The 17,369-nt window shown below is 44.4% G+C and carries 15 protein-coding genes; 5 read left to right on the top strand and 10 right to left on the bottom strand.

Going from position 1 to position 17,369, the window contains the following annotated elements; genetic code table 11:
- The first annotated feature begins 205 nt into the window (after nucleotides 1-205).
- Genes J6I68_RS11285 through J6I68_RS11275 form a run of 3 tightly spaced genes read left to right on the top strand, consistent with a single transcriptional unit; the run spans nucleotide 206 to nucleotide 5,030 of the window.
- A complete protein-coding gene (locus J6I68_RS11285; RefSeq protein WP_292220411.1) occupies nucleotides 206-1,696 on the top strand; it encodes an HD domain-containing phosphohydrolase in 1,491 nt (496 codons plus the stop codon).
- 40 nt (nucleotides 1,697-1,736) lie between these two features.
- Nucleotides 1,737-3,215, top strand: coding sequence for a FecR family protein (locus J6I68_RS11280; protein WP_292220409.1), 1,479 nt, complete (start codon nucleotides 1,737-1,739; stop codon nucleotides 3,213-3,215).
- A gap of 15 nt (nucleotides 3,216-3,230) precedes the next feature.
- The gene (locus J6I68_RS11275) at nucleotides 3,231-5,030 is read left to right on the top strand and encodes an adenylate/guanylate cyclase domain-containing protein (RefSeq protein WP_292220407.1); all 1,800 of its coding nucleotides are present in this window, start codon (nucleotides 3,231-3,233) and stop codon (nucleotides 5,028-5,030) included.
- A 212-nt stretch (nucleotides 5,031-5,242) separates the two neighbouring features.
- Here the strand turns inward: J6I68_RS11275 and J6I68_RS11270 are convergent, their stop codons facing one another.
- The 6 genes from J6I68_RS11270 to J6I68_RS11245 all read right to left on the bottom strand — a co-directional run bounded on the left by J6I68_RS11270 (nucleotide 5,243) and on the right by J6I68_RS11245 (nucleotide 11,591).
- Nucleotides 5,243-6,280 carry a DUF4062 domain-containing protein gene (locus J6I68_RS11270; protein WP_292220405.1) on the bottom strand — a complete coding sequence of 346 codons (1,038 nt, stop codon included), beginning with the start codon at nucleotides 6,278-6,280 and terminating at the stop codon, nucleotides 5,243-5,245.
- Between the two features lie 60 nt (nucleotides 6,281-6,340).
- Complete coding sequence (locus tag J6I68_RS11265; protein WP_292220403.1) at nucleotides 6,341-7,105, bottom strand: DUF2971 domain-containing protein; 765 nt, start codon at nucleotides 7,103-7,105, stop codon at nucleotides 6,341-6,343.
- 143 nt (nucleotides 7,106-7,248) lie between these two features.
- Nucleotides 7,249-7,881 carry an RloB family protein gene (locus J6I68_RS11260; protein ID WP_292220401.1) on the bottom strand — a complete coding sequence of 211 codons (633 nt, stop codon included), beginning with the start codon at nucleotides 7,879-7,881 and terminating at the stop codon, nucleotides 7,249-7,251.
- Complete coding sequence (locus J6I68_RS11255) at nucleotides 7,881-9,146, bottom strand: AAA family ATPase (RefSeq protein WP_292220400.1); 1,266 nt, start codon at nucleotides 9,144-9,146, stop codon at nucleotides 7,881-7,883. The genes J6I68_RS11260 and J6I68_RS11255 overlap by 1 nt, the downstream gene beginning before the upstream one ends.
- Before the next feature lie 211 nt (nucleotides 9,147-9,357).
- A complete protein-coding gene (pseC, locus tag J6I68_RS11250) occupies nucleotides 9,358-10,554 on the bottom strand; it encodes a UDP-4-amino-4,6-dideoxy-N-acetyl-beta-L-altrosamine transaminase (protein WP_292220398.1) in 1,197 nt (398 codons plus the stop codon).
- 119 nt (nucleotides 10,555-10,673) lie between these two features.
- Complete coding sequence (locus J6I68_RS11245; RefSeq protein WP_292220396.1) at nucleotides 10,674-11,591, bottom strand: MBL fold metallo-hydrolase; 918 nt, start codon at nucleotides 11,589-11,591, stop codon at nucleotides 10,674-10,676.
- Between the two features lie 191 nt (nucleotides 11,592-11,782).
- Between J6I68_RS11245 and J6I68_RS11240 the strand changes: the two genes are divergently transcribed.
- Complete coding sequence (locus J6I68_RS11240) at nucleotides 11,783-11,977, top strand: DUF6465 family protein (protein ID WP_292220394.1); 195 nt, start codon at nucleotides 11,783-11,785, stop codon at nucleotides 11,975-11,977.
- A gap of 109 nt (nucleotides 11,978-12,086) precedes the next feature.
- Here J6I68_RS11240 and J6I68_RS11235 read toward each other — a convergent pair whose 3' ends face one another.
- Both J6I68_RS11235 and J6I68_RS11230 read right to left on the bottom strand, forming a co-directional pair.
- On the bottom strand, nucleotides 12,087-12,272 hold the full coding sequence (locus tag J6I68_RS11235) for a hypothetical protein (protein WP_292220392.1): 186 nt from the start codon (nucleotides 12,270-12,272) through the stop codon (nucleotides 12,087-12,089).
- Nucleotides 12,269-13,114 carry a hypothetical protein gene (locus J6I68_RS11230; protein ID WP_292220390.1) on the bottom strand — a complete coding sequence of 282 codons (846 nt, stop codon included), beginning with the start codon at nucleotides 13,112-13,114 and terminating at the stop codon, nucleotides 12,269-12,271. The genes J6I68_RS11235 and J6I68_RS11230 overlap by 4 nt, the downstream gene beginning before the upstream one ends.
- A gap of 625 nt (nucleotides 13,115-13,739) precedes the next feature.
- Here J6I68_RS11230 and J6I68_RS11225 point away from each other — a divergent pair.
- The gene (locus tag J6I68_RS11225) at nucleotides 13,740-14,993 is read left to right on the top strand and encodes a sensor histidine kinase (RefSeq protein ID WP_292220389.1); all 1,254 of its coding nucleotides are present in this window, start codon (nucleotides 13,740-13,742) and stop codon (nucleotides 14,991-14,993) included.
- A gap of 192 nt (nucleotides 14,994-15,185) precedes the next feature.
- Here J6I68_RS11225 and J6I68_RS11220 read toward each other — a convergent pair whose 3' ends face one another.
- Both J6I68_RS11220 and J6I68_RS11215 read right to left on the bottom strand, forming a co-directional pair.
- Nucleotides 15,186-15,908 (bottom strand): lysophospholipid acyltransferase family protein, encoded by a 723-nt coding sequence (locus J6I68_RS11220; RefSeq protein WP_292220387.1) that lies wholly within the window; start codon nucleotides 15,906-15,908, stop codon nucleotides 15,186-15,188.
- Between the two features lie 101 nt (nucleotides 15,909-16,009).
- Complete coding sequence (locus J6I68_RS11215; RefSeq protein ID WP_292220385.1) at nucleotides 16,010-17,041, bottom strand: 5'-3' exonuclease; 1,032 nt, start codon at nucleotides 17,039-17,041, stop codon at nucleotides 16,010-16,012.
- Nucleotides 17,042-17,369: the final 328 nt, after the last annotated feature.

The following is a 17,369-nucleotide window of genomic DNA, read 5'->3' as shown; positions in this document are numbered from 1 at the left end:
AGTGGTTCATTGGGATGACTCCCAATGAACCACTAACCCCGTCCCCATGGTCCACCCCTGTCGCAGTAGAACCGTCCCCCTGTCTTGTATATGCCCCGACTGTTTTTAATGTATTTTTTATGATTTTCTAATACAAATATAATGAAATATCGCTAATTCCACGCCCCCTCCATGATAAAATTGTTTTATAAAGGGGGCGTACGCTATGGGCGATCTTTACAGCAAAAACCCTGATAATTCCGCCAAGAGTTACCTTGATGAGAGTCTCATAAGGGTAGCTATAGCTCTTTCTGCGGAAAAAGACACTTCTAAAGTTCTCGACATGATCCTGCAGGTCGCAATGAAGATATCAAACTGCGATGCAGGAACAGTCTATGTTGTCGAAAATGATACCCTGGTATTTCACAATTCATATACATACGGAAATTTCGATGATGACAGCAACCGGCATAAAATGCCGCCTGTCCCTCTAAGCCGCGAATATGTCAGCGCCTGTGCTGTGCTTGACCGCAAAAAGATCAACATCCCAGACGTATATACATCCAGGGAATACGACTTCTCTGGCGCCATGAAATATGACAAGATAAGCGGTTACAGGACCACCTCCATGCTGGTGATCCCAATGGAGGATGATCGCGGCGACATCATTGGCGTATTGCAGCTGATCAACGCACTTGATGGCAATGGTAAAGTTGTGGCCTTCCCCTCTGATGAGGAGGACATCATCTCAGCCCTTGCTTCCCTTGGCGCTGTGATCCTTACCAACAGGCGCTTGTCACAACAGGTTCTGGACACCCTTCATGCCTTCGTTCGTGTAATGGTAGAAGCAATTGAAACCCGTAGCTCCTACAACGCCAACCACACCAAGAACATGGTCTCCTACACTTCCAAGTTCCTTGACTATGTGGCTGAGCACGTGGATGAGCGGCCGCTTTCCGACGAGGAGCGAGATTCCTATCTGATGAGCGTATGGCTCCATGATATAGGCAAACTGGTAATCCCCCTGGAGATCATGGACAAGCCCGACAGGCTGGGGCCCCTGTATGACAAGATCCGGGGAAGAGTCACTGTTGCCTGCCTCATGGAAGAGATCGCAGGGTTAAAAGATCCTTCTAAAAAGCCTGAGTGCGATGCACACATAGAAAAGCTAAAAGAAGCCTTTGCTCTCATAGATGAATGCAACACCAAAGGCTTTTTGCCCGATGATGTTATCGCATCCCTTAATGGCATCGCTGCTCTCCCCTGCCAGGATGAAACCGGCGCGGTAAAAGCTCTTTTGACCGATGAAGAATTAACTGCCATAACCGTGAGAAAAGGCACCCTCACTGATGACGAGCGCTCCCAGATGCAGAGCCACGTTGTATATACCAAAAAGATGCTGGACAAGATGGAATTTCGCGGTCTGTACACCAAAGTTCCTTACTGGGCCGGCGGACACCATGAATTATTAGATGGTTCAGGATACCCAGATCACCTTACTGCCAATGATATTCCCAAGGAGATCCGCTTCCTGACCATAGTTGACGTATATGACGCCCTCACAGCCGAGGATCGGCCCTACAAGCCTCCAATGCCTCCGGAAAAAGCCTTTGGCATTCTCGAGAGCATGGCTGCGGAAGGCAAGATTGACGCCGATATCCTTAAGACCTTCAAGGACAGCAAGGCCTGGGTCAAGGATAGCGACTTGCAGCAGTAAACTGACACCAGATCATAGACAGTAACAGGAGGTGCCAAGCATGAGTAGTGAAAAGAAATCAAAGAAACCTATAGCTCTTTTAGCTATTGTCGCAGTTATCGTGGTAGCCATTATAGCTGTTGTGTTCATAAACAGCGGCAAACTAACAGCCAGCACCATGAGAATGCTGCGAATTGAGGGCGTTGTTAAGCTCTTCGAGCAGGAAAAAGAAAAGACAATTACCGATAACTTAAGGCTCAATGCTGGAAATGTCTTAAACACCGCAGACGCTTCCCTTGCTGGCATAGCCCTTGACGACACCAAGATTGTCACAATCAATGAGCTTTCCAATGCCAAGTTCGACAAAAAGGGTAAAAAGCTGGATATTAACCTGACTGATGGAAGTCTCTTTTTCGAAGTTACCAAAAAGCTTGATGCGGACGAGACTTTTGATATCAGGACTTCCACCATGGTGGTCGGTATCCGCGGAACTTCCGGCTATGTGGCCACTGATAAAAATGGCAACGATGTTGTTGTGATCACCGATGGCGAAGTTGTTGTAACAGGCACCAATCCTGTTACTGGGGAGACCAAGACCATTACCGTGAAAGCCGGTGAAATGGTAACCACCTATCTCTACAATGACAGAACCGTTGACAGCATCATGTTTGAGAAAGACGACCTCAAGGAAGAAGACCTTGACCTGTTCATTGTTAAGAGACTTGCGGAGAGCGAGAGGCTCATAACACTGGTATGCGAGGATACTGGCTGGTCCAGGGAAAAGATCCTTGGAATAGCCGATGGAAGTATTGATAGTAATACAATGTATGCAGATGCCAGCGGTGATGGAACTGGTGCTGAAAGTAGCGGTGATGGTTCTGGATCTGATGGCTCTGCAGGTGGTAATGGTGGCAATGCGGCTGCTAGTGCTGTAGGTAATGACGGTGGCAATGGTGATGCCAGTGTTGCAGGTAATGGGGATGGCAATGGTGATGCTGATCCGAATGCTGCAGGAAATGACGGCGGTAATGCTGTAGATAGCGCTGAAAGTAACGGCGGTGCCAGAGCTGCCTCAGCAGGGGCTGCTTCCAGTCAGGATACTGCCACTGCAAGCACAGCCTCTAAATCAGGCGTAGCATCCCAGGTTGTCAGCGTAGATTCAAACGGTGTTATGCACCTTACAAATGGAACCACATTTGATCCAGGGTATTATGCAACCAATAACCCCGACGTAGTTTCTGAGATTGGAAGCGACCCTTACAAGCTCCTTGAGCACTATCTGGCCTTTGGTTCCAACGAAAACCGCTATGGAACTGCTGCCCAGCAGCAACAGACAGAAGCCGCCAAGCAGGCTGCTTATCAAGAATTTATGAATGCCATCGAAAGATCTGATGCCGAAATTGCTGCCCAAGCAGCAAAAGAAGCTGATGCTCCATCTGATGATGATAATAAAAGCAGTAGCGGGTCATCTGGTCGCTACACCATTGTCGGAGGCACAGATGGTGTCCCGAATAAACCCACTTCCGAAGGCGGGCCATAAACTTAGGAGGGTTACGTGAAAAAAATAAGCTACAGGAAAGTTCTTTTCATCCTGATCATGTCTTTTCTCTATACCATGGCAGCCTATCTTGGTCTGTTCAACAGGATCGATAAATGGATCCAGGACGACATTCTCTTACATCCCCAGGCACTTACTGGGGATGTAGTTGTCATCGGAATTGATGACAATTCCTTAGAACGCCTTGGGCCCTACAACACCTGGGATCGAAATGTCATGGCTTCAGCACTTTGGAAACTGTCAGAAGATCCTTCAAGTGTTCCTGCAGTAGTCGCCATAGATACGCTATACTCTGGCACAACAGACCCTGCTGCCGACACAAATCTCGTAGATGCTGCAGCATCTCTTCCAAAAGTCATAACTGCTTCGGCTGCCGAATTTGGATCCGATTTTGTTGCAGAGGGCAATGGCTCTTTTTCCAGACAAGATCACCTTGTTCTAAGTTACGAAGAGCCTTTTGAAGATTTGAAGGCTGTTTCCACCCAAGGGCACATAAATGCCATGTACGACCTGGATGGAGTGCTTCGCCACGCCCTATTGTATTTTGATGTTGATGGCAAAAGGGTCTATTCCATGGCCTGGGAAACTGCCAAGGCTTTCGCAGAAGCAAATGGCCAGGAACTAACGCTCCCTGACACAGATAAAAGAGGTCACTACTACCTCTCCTACTCTGCTCTTCCAGGGACCTATTACGACGGCTGGAACATCGCTGACCTTATTGAGGGCAAGATCCCTTCTGACTATTATGCCGGGAAAATAGTTTTCCTTGGCCCTTACTGCGTGGGACTTCAGGACGAGTATTTTACGACCATTGATCAGGCGAAAAAGATGTACGGCGTGGAGGTTCAGGCCAATGCGGTAGAAGCTTTTTTGCGAAGCGACTATAAAACTGAGATGCCAGACTGGATCCAGGCCCTTATTACCTTTGTTGTGCTGGCAGCTCTTTTGACCATATTCCTGAGATTAAAACTCACGCCATCAAGCATCGTTGCTGGTGTTGTGTGCGTTTTGACATTTGGGATGGCTTATGTTCTGTACGTAAATGGAACGATCGTGCATCCACTGTGGCTGCCTCTTGGGGCGCTGTGCATGTATGTTTGCGCCATCGCGGTCCACTACGTCAGAGCATACCTTGAAAGAGTTCGGGTTACCAGGACCTTTGAGCGATATGTGGCTCCTGAGATAGTTGGAGAAATTTTGAAAGAAGGCGTTGAGAATCTGTCCCTTGGCGGCAAGAACTGCGACATTGCAGTGCTGTTCGTGGATGTCAGGGGATTCACCACCATGTCAGAGCGTCTGACCCCTGAGAAAGTCGTGTACATCCTTAACAAGTACCTGACCATGGCCAGCGACTGCGTGGAAAGAAACAAGGGAACTTTGGATAAATTCGTGGGAGATGCCATGATGGCCTTCTGGGGCGCTCCTCTCCCACAGGAAGATGCTATATATAACGCAGTAAGGACTGCCGTAGATATAATCGAAGGCGCTGCCAGAGTATCTGACGAGCTAAAGGCAGAGATCGGTGAAGAACTCCGTGTCGGCGTCGGCGTCAACTACGGCCCCGCCATCGTGGGCAACATGGGCGCAGAAAAGCACATGGACTACACCGCCATCGGCGATACGGTTAACACCGCCGCCCGCCTCGAGGCCAACGCCCCCGGCGGCTGCATCTACGTAAGCCGCGCAGTTGTTGATGGCCTCGGCGACCGCATCACCGTCGAGTCCCTTGGAAGCACTGTTAAGCTCAAGGGCAAGGCTGATGGGTTCGAGGTACTGAAGGTCCTGGAGCTAAAGTAAAACAAGACAGGGGGACGGTTCTAGTGACTTATTGTGCACAATAAGTCACTAGAACCGTCCCCCTGTCTTGTTTTTATATTCTATAGTAATCTACAATCTTCTTAACCGCAGTAATTACGGACTCTACATCCTCGTCTGTCATCATAGGGTACAGGGGGATGCTCATGATTCCCTATTTATGTCAATACTTAAACTACCATTTCCGTTTTCAGTCACTCTAAAGAATCTGCACGCATCATTTCGCCTTCACAGTATACATAAATGTCATACAATCCCTGACTTCCATATGGAACATTTAACGTATAATCAACACTCATAAACTCTTGCCCTGAAATTTCTCCTATCATTTTGTAGTCATATCTGTCTATGCGGAACACCTTTGTTATCATGTCAGAACGACCATCACCCACGCTCAAAAAAAGTAAAGTCTCTTCAATGTTGCCCAATTTAGCAAATGAAAGCTGTACATAATAGTTTTCCTTCAGTACACCCTCCTCATCAAAACATCCTAAAGAATCAATATCATAATAGAAATTATGCCCAGTATTTCCATCATGAGAACAAACTAGCAAAAACACTCCCTGTGATCCTTTTCCATAGCATACGTTAATAGTCCCATACCCTAAATCCACGCTAGTCGCCTTATAATCTTGCTCATATATATTTTTGTCTATGAATAAATAAAAAAGCAACCGTCCTCTAAGCAATAATTTTTCATAATTAAAATCAGGTTTATAGTCGCGAATCCATCCCGATCTCGGATGAACTCTTACCTCCTCAGACAACGACTGCAACACCAATCCTGCCAATTCCTCTGCAATAGCAAAAGAATGCCTCATCCTATTATTTTGAACTTCACATAAAAAATCACAGTAAGCTTTCATTGCAAATGGATCCGATTTATCGACAAATGGTTCTCCCGATTCATCTGTTTTCACAAAAACAATTACTGGAATATTCTTTTTTATCGCGTAATTGTACTCCATCCTCGTATAACTAATTCCCTTTTCTTTATCATAAAAGCTTCCACTATGACCTCCTAGAATAAGTATATAGTAATCTGCAGTATCTATAACTCTTTTAATATAATCAAATTGTTTTTGGTCAGTTGCAGGGAACTCTTCCATTCCAGTTGGGAAATATCCCATATCCAATATAGCTTTTATCACAATATTGCGTTCTTTCTTTAAGTCCAAATATGTAGAACTAACGAACACTTCATACCTCTTTATTTCTTTAAATTGTCTCATTTGTATACCTCATATACGTATTAAGTCTAAATTTTTATAGGAGTACCTTATAGCTAGTGTCTATCTAAGTTTATCAGTGATGGAATAATATGTATATCTTTGTCTGTTTAATGTCTTTTTCACATCAAGTATCTTTAATGGAGTTCCATCAAAATCATATCTGAACCCCAATGGAAGTATATTGATATTAAATGTCCTATACCCTATGTCAGTCCGCATTTTCAGTAATCTCTCGTCTGTGTTATCACGGATAAAATTGACTACTTCCCTAGATAAGTTATGACCTAGTATAATGCCTACCAACTCTCTTTCCTCAAAAGTAAGATATTCTTTTTGGGTTTTAAGCACTAGTCTCCATTCTTTTTCATATTGCCACCCTTTATTCTTTTTTACAAAACTCTTTCGCACATATCTTGTAAGTGATTTCGAGTCTTCAGAATGCACATTCTCTCTATTATCGCAATATTCGACGGCTTGAATTTTGCGAAACGCACCATCTGTTTTAAAGCACAAGCACACTCCTTCATAATTGTTTGCATAATGTGCCCACAGTTGAGATACATCTGGCTTTTCTGATAAAGAAAGAATCTTATACTCTCCCTTGCAAGCCTGAACATACTTATCCTCTTTATCAGCCATTAATGATAAACTGCATCCCATATATCCATCCAATTCAATGTTTATAATTTCGCCCTCAAGAGGATCGTTAAGCTGTGCGTAATTAGGAAGATATATTCTATGGTTATTAACTATATCTATAAGACGAATAAGGTCTTCTTTTGTATCAATACTTTTATATTTGTATACAAACATGGGCTTTTCCATCATTAGTTCTCCTATTAGCACATTATTGGGTATACGATATTTTAGCTGGTAAAATACAAATATTAAAATTTCTTATCACTCTGGATTACAAAGATAGATGTTCTTTTGATACCAGCAAATGGTTAATGGAAACATCATACCTTTTAATAGCCATCTCCGTTACGCAACAGGTCTACTAACTTCCACACATCCGTTCTAGGATTGCACTCTACGCTTGGCCAGCTATGGCCTTCAAAGTAATCTTCCAGTTTCTTTGCGTTTGCTATTGCACCATCCGTCAGTTCACTTATTTCCTGATATACATCGTAGTTCTTATCATACTTTGACACCTTTTTCTTTAATACACCAATTACCTCATCACAGTCTTTAAAGAATTTCGATGAATATCCAAAATGCATAAGAAACCATACTTCAAAACCCGGATTAGACACAATAAAATGAATACTATCATTTTTGTTTTTCTTTAAGGCTTTTGCGATTTTATCAAGTTTATCCTTGTCATTATCTCCATCAGCCACAACAAACCCTTTGTCACCTCTAGCTGCGCTAAGCTCCAGCTCTTTCCACTTTTTAGATAGTGCCAAATAAAGCGACTCCGCGTCAGTAGAATGGCCTGCTGATACAAATATAATGCGATAGTCCCTTCCCTGACCCTGAAAATTCGAAAAGTACATTGTCTCAGTTTTATTGGTTCCTTCTGCCACTATTAGGTATACAGATTTCTCTCGTCTTGTTCTAGCATCTCTCTTTTTATGCTTTATCTTTCTATTGGTCATTACAACGCCTCCCCTTTGATGTAAGGAATTGCGCCATATCTACCAAGAAGATATCCTTTTTCAATATTCTCAGTCTTCCTCACTGGGAATTCATCAAGAGAATACAGGTCTGATATTCCATTCTCATTATTTTTCTCAGTAAAATATATCTGGTCTCTTCTAAAGGTATTCAATGAAAGGAGTGATGTATCATGTGTAGTAAAGATCAGCTGAGCACCACCTTTATTAATCTCTTTATCACAAAACAACTTGATAAGATACTTAACGATAAAGGTGTGTAAACTCTTATCAATTTCGTCTATGACTACTGTCTTGCCATTTTCAAAAGCGTCTTTTAAAAATGGACCCATAAGAAACAGTTGGTTAGTTCCTAGGGATTCATCATTCATGTTAAGCTTATATACCTTTGTCTTATCTCCGTCATGAATGACATGATCTGTACTTACCTCAATCACCTCCTGGTAAGGGATCACTTGCTGTACAGGCTGTCCATTTATCATTAGCTGCGGCGCAACTGCTCCAAACTGCGGTTCCAATTTTGTAGTTTTTACTTTGATATGCACTTTTGAAATATTGATATCCGCCTGCTTAAGCAGGTGTTCAGTGAACGCTAAATAATCCGCCTGCTTAGCCCCCTTGTATGATTCAATAGCCATATTCATCAAGGAATTTGCTTCTGTAAAGGTATCTACATAACTTGCCAGCCATTCATAAGGAACCTTGGTGCATTCAGTATTCCAATTCGTTGCTGTTGCCAAAAAAAGCTTATTTGACGTATTAAATCTAACCAATGGCTCAAGCGCACTCTTTTGAGACTTAAAGGTATAATTGTTGATCTCGCTTCTTTCAAATATCAAAGTTGGTCTCTGACTCTTATACAGGTAAAGATACTCCTCATATATATTGAACTGATCCGCAGAGAAGCCATAAACATACCTGTTGTTATCACCTGCAACAAAAATAAATTCAAATTTGGATGGCTTTTTTCTACTGTTGCTATCAAATTCAAACGGCACAAAGTTTAAAGGCTGGTTAACCTGAATAACATTTGAATTTCTTATCAGATTAACAGCTTTTGTCATGGCTCTGAACAAACTTGTCTTTCCGGAAGCATTAGCTCCATAAATCGCTATGGTTTTTACAGCACTATAATCTCCTATATTTATGATGTTTTCTGGATGTTCTTTATCCTTAGATGGTTCTAATGAAAGTACCACCTTATTCTTAAATGGCATGAAGTTTTCTACAGAAAATTGAATAAGCATTGATTTACCCCGCTATCTTAAACGTACACCTTATAGTTTCAATAATAATCTTCTATCCAAAGAATAGAATAAAACTCCCGTTTAGTCAAATATATTTTTGGTATTTGTAATTTTTATGCAAATATCAAAATTATATTCAGATATACCTAATATTAAAAGCGCGAACGTAAACCAAATCCTTCGGCTTACGTTCGCGCTGCATTTATACATGTTATTTTCTATAATAATCCACGATTTTCTTCACTGCCTTGATAACTGACTCCACGTCCTCGTCTGTCATCATAGGATAAAGAGGGATACTCATGATTCCCTCGTAGATGGCTTCTGCGTTAGGGCAGAGGCCTTTTTTGTAGCCGCGCTCCTGGTAGAATGGGAAGTAATAAACTGGTACATAATGAACCTGGCACTGAACGTTCTCGGCGCTCATGGCATCAAAGAACTCACGTCTTGTGCAGGAGAGCTTGTCCTTGTTAAGGCGAATGATGTACAGGTGCCTTGTTGTGTCGGACTCAGGGATCTCTTTTTGCACTATGATCTCTGGCATGTCCTTGAAAGCTTCATTGTAACGGTTAACGATGGCCTTGCGGCGATCTGAAAACTCTTTAAGCTTGTGAAGCTGACTGGTAAGGAGCGCTGCCTGGAAGTCTGTCATCCTATAGTTAAAGCCAAGGGTCTGCATCTCATATACCCAAGGTCCTTCAGGGTTCTTGTCAACAAACTTCTCTTCGTCGTGCTCGATACCATGCTGACTAGCAAGATGGAGCTTATGGTAAAGTTCAGGGTCACTGGTAACAATAGCACCACCCTCTCCGGAAGTGATGGTCTTAACCGGGTGGAAGCTAAAGCAGGTCATATCTCCAAGGGAGCCCTCAGGCCTTCCCTTATATTTTGTTCCAATGGCGTGAGCTGCATCGATGATAAGAGTAAGGCCGTGCTTGTCACAGATCTCTCTTATCCTGTCGTGCTCAACAGCCTGACCTGTAAAGTCTACTGCAACAACAGCCTTGGTCTTAGGCGTGATATGTGCCTCGATTGAGTCTGGATCTATGTTGTAAGTCTCAGGGTTAACATCCGCAAAAACTGGTGTCGCGCCAACATATACAGCGCAGTTTGCGGAGGCAGCAAATGTAAGAGGTGTTGTTATGACCTCATCGCCAGGGCCAAGGCCTGCTGCGATCGCTGCGCAGTGAAGAGCTGCTGTTCCGTTGCATACAGATACTGCGTACTTAGCTCCTGTAACCTCTGCAATCTTATTCTCCAGTGCTGCTACTCTTGGACCGCATGTAATGTATGGACCAGTAAGAGCATCTGCCACAGCCTTCACATCGTCATCACCGATCCACTGACGGCCGTAGTATATCTTTTCACTTCTAACGGGAGTTCCCCCGTGTATTGCTAATTTTTCCATTTCATTCCTCTGTGATTCGTAACTGAATTTTTGTCAGTTGTTTTGCTCTATATATAGTAACATTTCCTGTCAAGTTTTTCGCCTTTTAAAACAAGACACAGGGACGGTTCTGCACTGACTCACAGCTTTAGCACCTCGCCCTCTTTGGCAAAGTGCATGTCATTTGATTCGCAGTTTTTTTCCATTTCATCAAGAAATGAATCTGTGTGGCCTGGAGCGTGGTGGACCAGGATAGTTTGTTTTATTTTACCCGCGAGCCTCAGCTCATTAGCTTTCTCGGCAGTGGAGTGGCCAAAGGTTTTGCACTTTTGGTATTCCTCAGGTGTGTACTGGGCGTCGTAAAGCAGAAGGTCTGCATTTTGAGAGAATGCGGTAAGGGCATCCAACGGAGAGCTCATCATCTGAGTGATCAGATCTTTTGTATCTAGGTCTTTTGCTAATGAAGTTGCAGCCTCAATTGCTGCTGTGTCCCATCGATCCGCTGGAAGTTCTTCATGTTCGAAATCTGAAGCATAAACGACGCTTGTTCCATGGCATTCAAGTTTGTATATTGTGGAGCCACCAGGATGATTGGATGGAACTGCAGTTACGGTGACATCGCCTATCTGCAAGGGAGCAGCGTTTTCTTTTACATCCACATAATTTATGTTGGCGGAAAAAGCGTCAAGGCCTACAGGCCACAGAGGGCGCTTAAGATAGGTATCAAGCTGTTGCCTTATTGTGAGCTGTTCGTGAGTTGCTCCGTAGATCGATAGCTCTTTTGCCCCCAAAGGACCAATGAACATGGGAAGACCCAGTATGTGGTCGATGTGGGAATGGGATATCAGGAGCGAAATGCGTCTGCTGCCGACGTCTGGTATGTTGAGAATGCCAGTGCCTGCGTCGATGATTATTGCCTCTTTGTCGGTCATGTATAAATAGCTGCTGGTGGCACCGCCGTACTTTGTAAAAGCAGGTCCTGAGATAGGCATGGAGCCGCGGCAGCCAAGGACATGCAGTGTTATATTCTGAGAGTTTGTCGTGTTTTCTTTTGACATTAGTTACCTCGTGATCTTGTATCAGGAACGTTTTGCTGACTTTATACAATATATTTTAATATGTATTTGTGATGTTCTCCATTATTTCTTTTGCCAGAAGCTGCACAAAAAATAATTTCACATTAATCAAAAAAAGGAATATAATATATTCCAATAGTTCACATTAATTTTCTTAAAGGGAGGAAATAGTGATGGCAGCTAAGGTTACAACCAAGATTGAGCTTCAGTTTGGTGACAAGGCAGTTAGCGAGGACGAGCTCGTTAGCAAGGCCAAGAAGGCATACGGTGGAAAGGATATCAAAAACCTTGACATCTATGTTAAACCAGAAGAAGGCAAAGCTTACTATGTTGTTAACAACGACGTTACTGGAAGCTTTGATCTTTAATTAGAAACTGATGGAAGGCTCCGCGGACAGCGGGGTCTTTTTTTGTGGGTTGGGATTGTGTAGGACATACAATATCGGTTGAGCGGTCAAGTTGCCACTAAAGTGGCGATCACGCTGCGACTTTTGCTGCGATGGCGCAGACTGCTGCCAGGATGACAGCGATGATGGCAAAGATGCGCATCCACTTGTAGGTCTCAGCCTCTTCCTCGTTGTCCTTGTTGAGGGTTCCTATGGTGAATATTACGACTCCCGCAATGAAGATAAGGGCAGCCAGGATTGCAAGCATTTTATTCATAAAGTAAAGTCTCCAAATATACTAGTGGGTGAAGCGGTTGCTGTGCCTGTGGTGTAGGCCTTGATGAGGGCCTTGGCAAGGTCTGAGGAGTTGGCGGATGAAGCTATATTGCCTGAAGCAGTAGCTGCTTCATTTATGATTTGCGTCAGTGCGGATGCATTTCCTGAGTTTGTGACTCCAGAGGAAAGTGCATTGGCCAGAAGCGAGTTAGTGTTGAGGTCTGACAGCGATACTCCATCAAATGCAGATGTAGCGCTGCTGGTGCTGCTACTATCTGAGCCGTTGTCTTCCTTGAACAAAGAATCCTGGATGAGGTTTGCAGAAAAGTACTGGGACTTGGATAAGTCCTGAAGCGCCTCTGTGCTGAGAGTTCCTCTGTAGGCGTCGCGGTTGGTGTTGGTGGCTGCGACCTGGCTTGCAAGAGACTTATTGGGTGACGACGTCGCTATTTGGTTTGCCAGAGATTTGTTGGCAGAGGCTGTTGCTGTATCCGTAGCCGCAACAGCGGTCTTGGTGCTGTCCTGAACCGCGCTTGTAACTCCGGCCTGTCTGATCTCCTCGAACGCACCATTTACTTGTTCAAATGTATTATCTATAGCACTTACAGCCTGCTTTATCTGGGTCTCCACAGTGTCCTGGACCTGATTACCTATGTCCGGTATCGTGACCTGATCCTGCATGCGGCTCTCTATGTTCTGCTGAATTGCAGTGGATAGCTCCGTTGAAAACTGGGTTCTATCAGCAATCTCCTGCTGGGCCTTTTGCGCAGCACTACTGATCTCAGATATTGAATTAAGGTATTTGTTGACAGCACTTGTCAGCTTGGAGATATCAAATGACATGTATTGTTACCCTTGCTCTATGGAATGTTGCGCTTATCTGTAATGATAATAACACAAGATATATGGTTCTATTTACTGCTATTATACTATATTTTTGGTTATGGTGTTAAAAATCCTGCATCCTTCATGTAGTTTTATTCCCCCCCTATCACTTTACTTCCTTTGAGCCATTTCACTATATTTGTACAAATGCTAACCCCAGGCCATTTCAAGCATTTTCGGGTATCCACTTGGGGAAATCTACTGATATGGCACAATTGCCAACACATTCCAGTATCAAGGGACTACTCCAAGGACGTAATTCTTTCTCTCTTGTGCCGCATCATTTAATTTGCACAAATGCTACCCCCAAAGCCTCCCAAGCACTTTCGGGTATCCACTTGGGAAAATCTACTAATATGGCACAATTGCCGGCAGATTTCCATCGCTAACGACTCTCCAAAAGTCTACTTCTGTCTTTCTTGTGCCATATCATTTAATTTGCACAAACGCCACCCCGAATTTCTCCTCACTCCTTCAGGGTGTCTATTTGTCAAAATCTTCAAGTATGGCACAGACCTCATCTTTCCTCCGTCCAATTCGCAATATCCCCCACATTTCTCCATGATTATGTTACAATTTCCCTATGGATACTAATTTTTCAATCGACAACTTAAGAAGGAAATTCCGCTACAACATAAGACAGCTTATGGACTTCGAGATGGAGGAGTCTGTCAGACAGCAGAAATACCACACCTCCATGATCCTGTTTGTGGGCTTTATTCTCTATTCCATCATAACTATTTACCCCTGCGTAAAGAGCGGCTACCCACATGGAATCGTAACAAACATCGCCATCATCATCCTGTTCTTGCTGGCGATACTACTGCTCAACCTGTACCACAACCACGTGACCGCGATTATCCTGGGGGCTTACGAGCTGTGTCTTATCCTGTTTTTCCACTTCATAATGGAGATAGATTGGACCATTGGAATGGATGCCTTCTGGCTTTTCATACTGACCATGCCCTTCATCACGGACTACATGGCAGGCGTTGTATATGGCACCATCGCAGCCTGCAGCGGCCTGATCCTGAGCTTTGTCTGCTTCCACACCAAGATGCTGAATTACCTGCAGCCCTACGGCAGCAACATGGTCCAGTGGTTCACCATTATCTATGTTGTTATGATGATGGCCGCAGCTGTCATTGAATACGAGCTTACAGCCTATCAGATCGACAAAAAAGCTTCCGATGAAAAGATCTCTTTTTACCAGAAAGAGCGCACCCAGAGGCTCCAGCGTCTTCTTGAGATCTACGAGAGCAACGAAGTGACCATCAGAAAATACAAGCATGACGTCAAGCACTTCAACCGCGTGCTGGCAAGCTTTATCCAAAACCAGGAGTACGAAAACGCCGCCAATTACCTCAAGGAATTTGATTCCATGTTAGAATCCGTGACAGCTGTCAGCTTTTGCGACAACAAGGTTGTCAACGAGCTTCTTTCCATTTATGCAAACCGCTGTCAGAAGATGGGCTTCAAGCCCCGTTTCAAGGTAGCAGTTCCGGAGCGCTTCCCCATAGAAGACACCGACCTTACCAGCCTTGTGGCCAACGCCCTTGAGAACGCCTGCGAGGCCCAGCATCTCATCGACGAGGAAAAGAGATCTCTCCAGTTTGAACTCTCCTACGATGGCAGGAAGCTTAAGCTCTTTACCAAGAACCCCTGCGCCGTAGAGACCACCTTTAATGAAAATGGTCTTCCAGTCAGCACCAGAGAAGTCCAGAGCGGCGTCGGAACCGCCCAGATCAAGGCAATTGCAGAAAAGTACGGCGGTGTTGCAAGCTTTGAGCAACATGAAGGCACCTTCACCGTAAAGGCTGTAATGACCTGCATGTGAGTCATTGGGGATGGACAAGACAGGTGGACGGTTCTGCTGGGACGAGACACGGGGACGGATAAGCCATGGGGACGGTTCTTTTGGCTTGTTTTATCTTGATAAAAAAAGCCAAAAGAACCGTCCCCATGGCTTATCTCCAGAACCGTCCCCCTGTCTTGTCAGCCCCCATGTCGCCAAAAGAGCACCTTAGCTTCATGCGCTAAGATGCTCTTTAATTTTGTCCTTGATTCTATTTTCCACCATGCTGGCGATCTCTTTGGTCTTCATGCCCTTGTACTCATCGTAGTAGATGGGGTCAAGGTAGTAAACATAGGTGGTAACCGGTCCCCTGTGTGGGCTGTTGTAAACCTTGTAGGAATCCACAAGGGCTACTGGAACAATGGGCGCCTTGGCCATCTGGGCAGCCTTAAAGCTTCCTGCCTTGAAACTTTCAACGATGTTCCTGTTGTTCTCCTTGTAGCCCCCTTCCGGGAAAAGGATGAACTTTCTGCCCTGCTCCTGTATCTCTTTTGCCATCTCCTGGAAAACCCTTATGGCGCCTCTTGCATCCGTAAGTCCAAAGGTCTTGCCGTCAACCAGCTTCAAAAACTCCGCCACCAGAATGATGTGGGCCTTGGCCTCGTCCATGATGAATGAACATGGCTCGTCGTGAACACTTAAAATTCCTGGCACGTCGTACTTGCCCTGATGGTTGGGATACATGATGTATCCGCCCTCCTTGGGGAGTTTCTCCTGGCCATAAGCTACAGTCTTGTAGCCCATTGACTTGTTCATCTTGAAAACCATCTGCCTGGCGATTTCGTAGCGCTCCTTAAGGCTGTGCCTCTCAGGATGCCTCATCCAGATCCGGGTCAGGACAACGTAGTAGATGATCCTATGTAGATTTATGAGAATTGTGCGAATGTAATTGCTCATCAACTAAGTCTTTCTAAACTGAAAAATGTATAACAATGAGGGATTATATCACATTTTCCATCGTCATTTCAATACCGCGAAAGCCCGCAGCAATTATGGCTTTACAGCTTCTCAATAAGCGACTTAAAGCCATACTCCATGAAAAGCTCCCTGGCTTTCTTGCTGTCAAACTTAAGCTCGTAGTCCTGAAGGTTCTCGGGTACCGGGAAATCCCTTCTGATCTGTGCCAGCTCTTTTGACAAAAAAGCCATATCCCTGTATTCAACCAGAGGCTTCATGGGGCTTCTTGTGATACCAAGTTCCTCCTTCCAGCTGCCTGCCAGGGCCTTAAGCGCCTTGTCATCTCCCGCTTCGTCGATGGCTTTGTAGATGCCCTCAACTGTGTCATATTTGGCCAAAAGAGGTATCGCCGCGCTGCTAACTCCCTTAACCCCTGGAATGTTGTCGCTGGTATCGCCCTGAATGCCCTTAAGATCAGGGATCTGCTCCGGGCGAACGCCGTACTCCTTAAGGCAAAGGTCAGGAGTTACTTCAAAAGCCTTGTCCGGAAGAGGCGCCAGTTTCTTGTTCCAGCCGTACTCTGCGCCGTACTTGTTCTGAAGCTCCTCCGCGGTCTCCTGCTTGGTCTGAACAAGCCAAACCCTTGTGTAGTCGGAAACCAGCTGCAGATAATCGTGGTCCTTGGTGATGATATAGGACGGGATCTCTTTTTCAAAGCGCGTAGCGACGCTGCCTACAATGTCGTCGGCCTCAAAACTGTTGTCATACATCACAACAAAGCCCAGCTCCTTAAGGAGATTCTCCATGTTCTCGAACTGCTCCTTTAAAGGCTCTGGCGTGTCGCCGCGGTTGCCCTTGTAGTCAGGAAACTTCTCCCTTCTAAAGGTGTCCCTGGTCTGGTCAAAGGCAAACATCATGTGAGTGGGCTTTTGCTCTGCCATGATCTTGAGAATTGTTCTCATCATGCTGTACATGGCGTTGGTGTACCTGCCCTTGTCGTCGTGCATTATCTGGTTGTATAGCGATTTCTTTTTTTCTGGATCTTTTTCGAACAAAAGAGCTTTAGGCAGATTTCCATAGTAGGCTGTCACCAGCATGGAGCTGCCGTCTATAAGAATGAATTTATCTGACATGTATCCCCCAGGAGGCAAGTGCTGTAAATCTCAAAAACACTGCCTTTTAGATTGAATTTTACTTTGAAATTTTACCATTTTAGCGGCGTTTATGCAAAATCTGGTTGTGTTCTAAAATTTACAATAAATTTATTATTTCAATGGGGTATTGTCTGAATATTTAATTTATTCTTTATAAACGCTTAAACTGAACAAGTTATAATTAATCTATGAATAACCGAATATTTATATAGTAAATATCATTATAGGAGGCGACATAATTATGAAGAAAGGTTTTTCAGTCAGACTTAAGATCTTAGCATTTACCGTGATTCCAGCTGTGGTTATT

This window comes from Butyrivibrio sp., assembly GCF_017940685.1.
Classification (GTDB): domain Bacteria; phylum Bacillota; class Clostridia; order Lachnospirales; family Lachnospiraceae; genus Butyrivibrio.
This window is presented reverse-complemented; position numbering and strand designations above follow the sequence as displayed.

Bases quoted from the DNA above. Each gene is read 5' to 3' on its own strand.
- pseC (WP_292220398.1), bottom strand. From the start codon at position 10,554: ATGGAAAAATTAGCAATACACGGGGGAACTCCCGTTAGAAGTGAAAAG.
- J6I68_RS11280 (WP_292220409.1), top strand. From the start codon at position 1,737: ATGAGTAGTGAAAAGAAATCAAAGAAACCTATAGCTCTTTTAGCTATT.
- J6I68_RS11255 (WP_292220400.1), bottom strand. From the start codon at position 9,146: ATGCTTATTCAATTTTCTGTAGAAAACTTCATGCCATTTAAGAATAAG.
- J6I68_RS11235 (WP_292220392.1), bottom strand. From the start codon at position 12,272: ATGAATAAAATGCTTGCAATCCTGGCTGCCCTTATCTTCATTGCGGGA.
- J6I68_RS11270 (WP_292220405.1), bottom strand. From the start codon at position 6,280: ATGAGACAATTTAAAGAAATAAAGAGGTATGAAGTGTTCGTTAGTTCT.
- J6I68_RS11265 (WP_292220403.1), bottom strand. From the start codon at position 7,105: ATGGAAAAGCCCATGTTTGTATACAAATATAAAAGTATTGATACAAAA.
- J6I68_RS11240 (WP_292220394.1), top strand. From the start codon at position 11,783: ATGGCAGCTAAGGTTACAACCAAGATTGAGCTTCAGTTTGGTGACAAG.
- J6I68_RS11260 (WP_292220401.1), bottom strand. From the start codon at position 7,881: ATGACCAATAGAAAGATAAAGCATAAAAAGAGAGATGCTAGAACAAGA.
- J6I68_RS11225 (WP_292220389.1), top strand. From the start codon at position 13,740: ATGGATACTAATTTTTCAATCGACAACTTAAGAAGGAAATTCCGCTAC.
- J6I68_RS11285 (WP_292220411.1), top strand. From the start codon at position 206: ATGGGCGATCTTTACAGCAAAAACCCTGATAATTCCGCCAAGAGTTAC.
- J6I68_RS11215 (WP_292220385.1), bottom strand. From the start codon at position 17,041: ATGTCAGATAAATTCATTCTTATAGACGGCAGCTCCATGCTGGTGACA.
- J6I68_RS11220 (WP_292220387.1), bottom strand. From the start codon at position 15,908: ATGAGCAATTACATTCGCACAATTCTCATAAATCTACATAGGATCATC.
- J6I68_RS11230 (WP_292220390.1), bottom strand. From the start codon at position 13,114: ATGTCATTTGATATCTCCAAGCTGACAAGTGCTGTCAACAAATACCTT.
- J6I68_RS11245 (WP_292220396.1), bottom strand. From the start codon at position 11,591: ATGTCAAAAGAAAACACGACAAACTCTCAGAATATAACACTGCATGTC.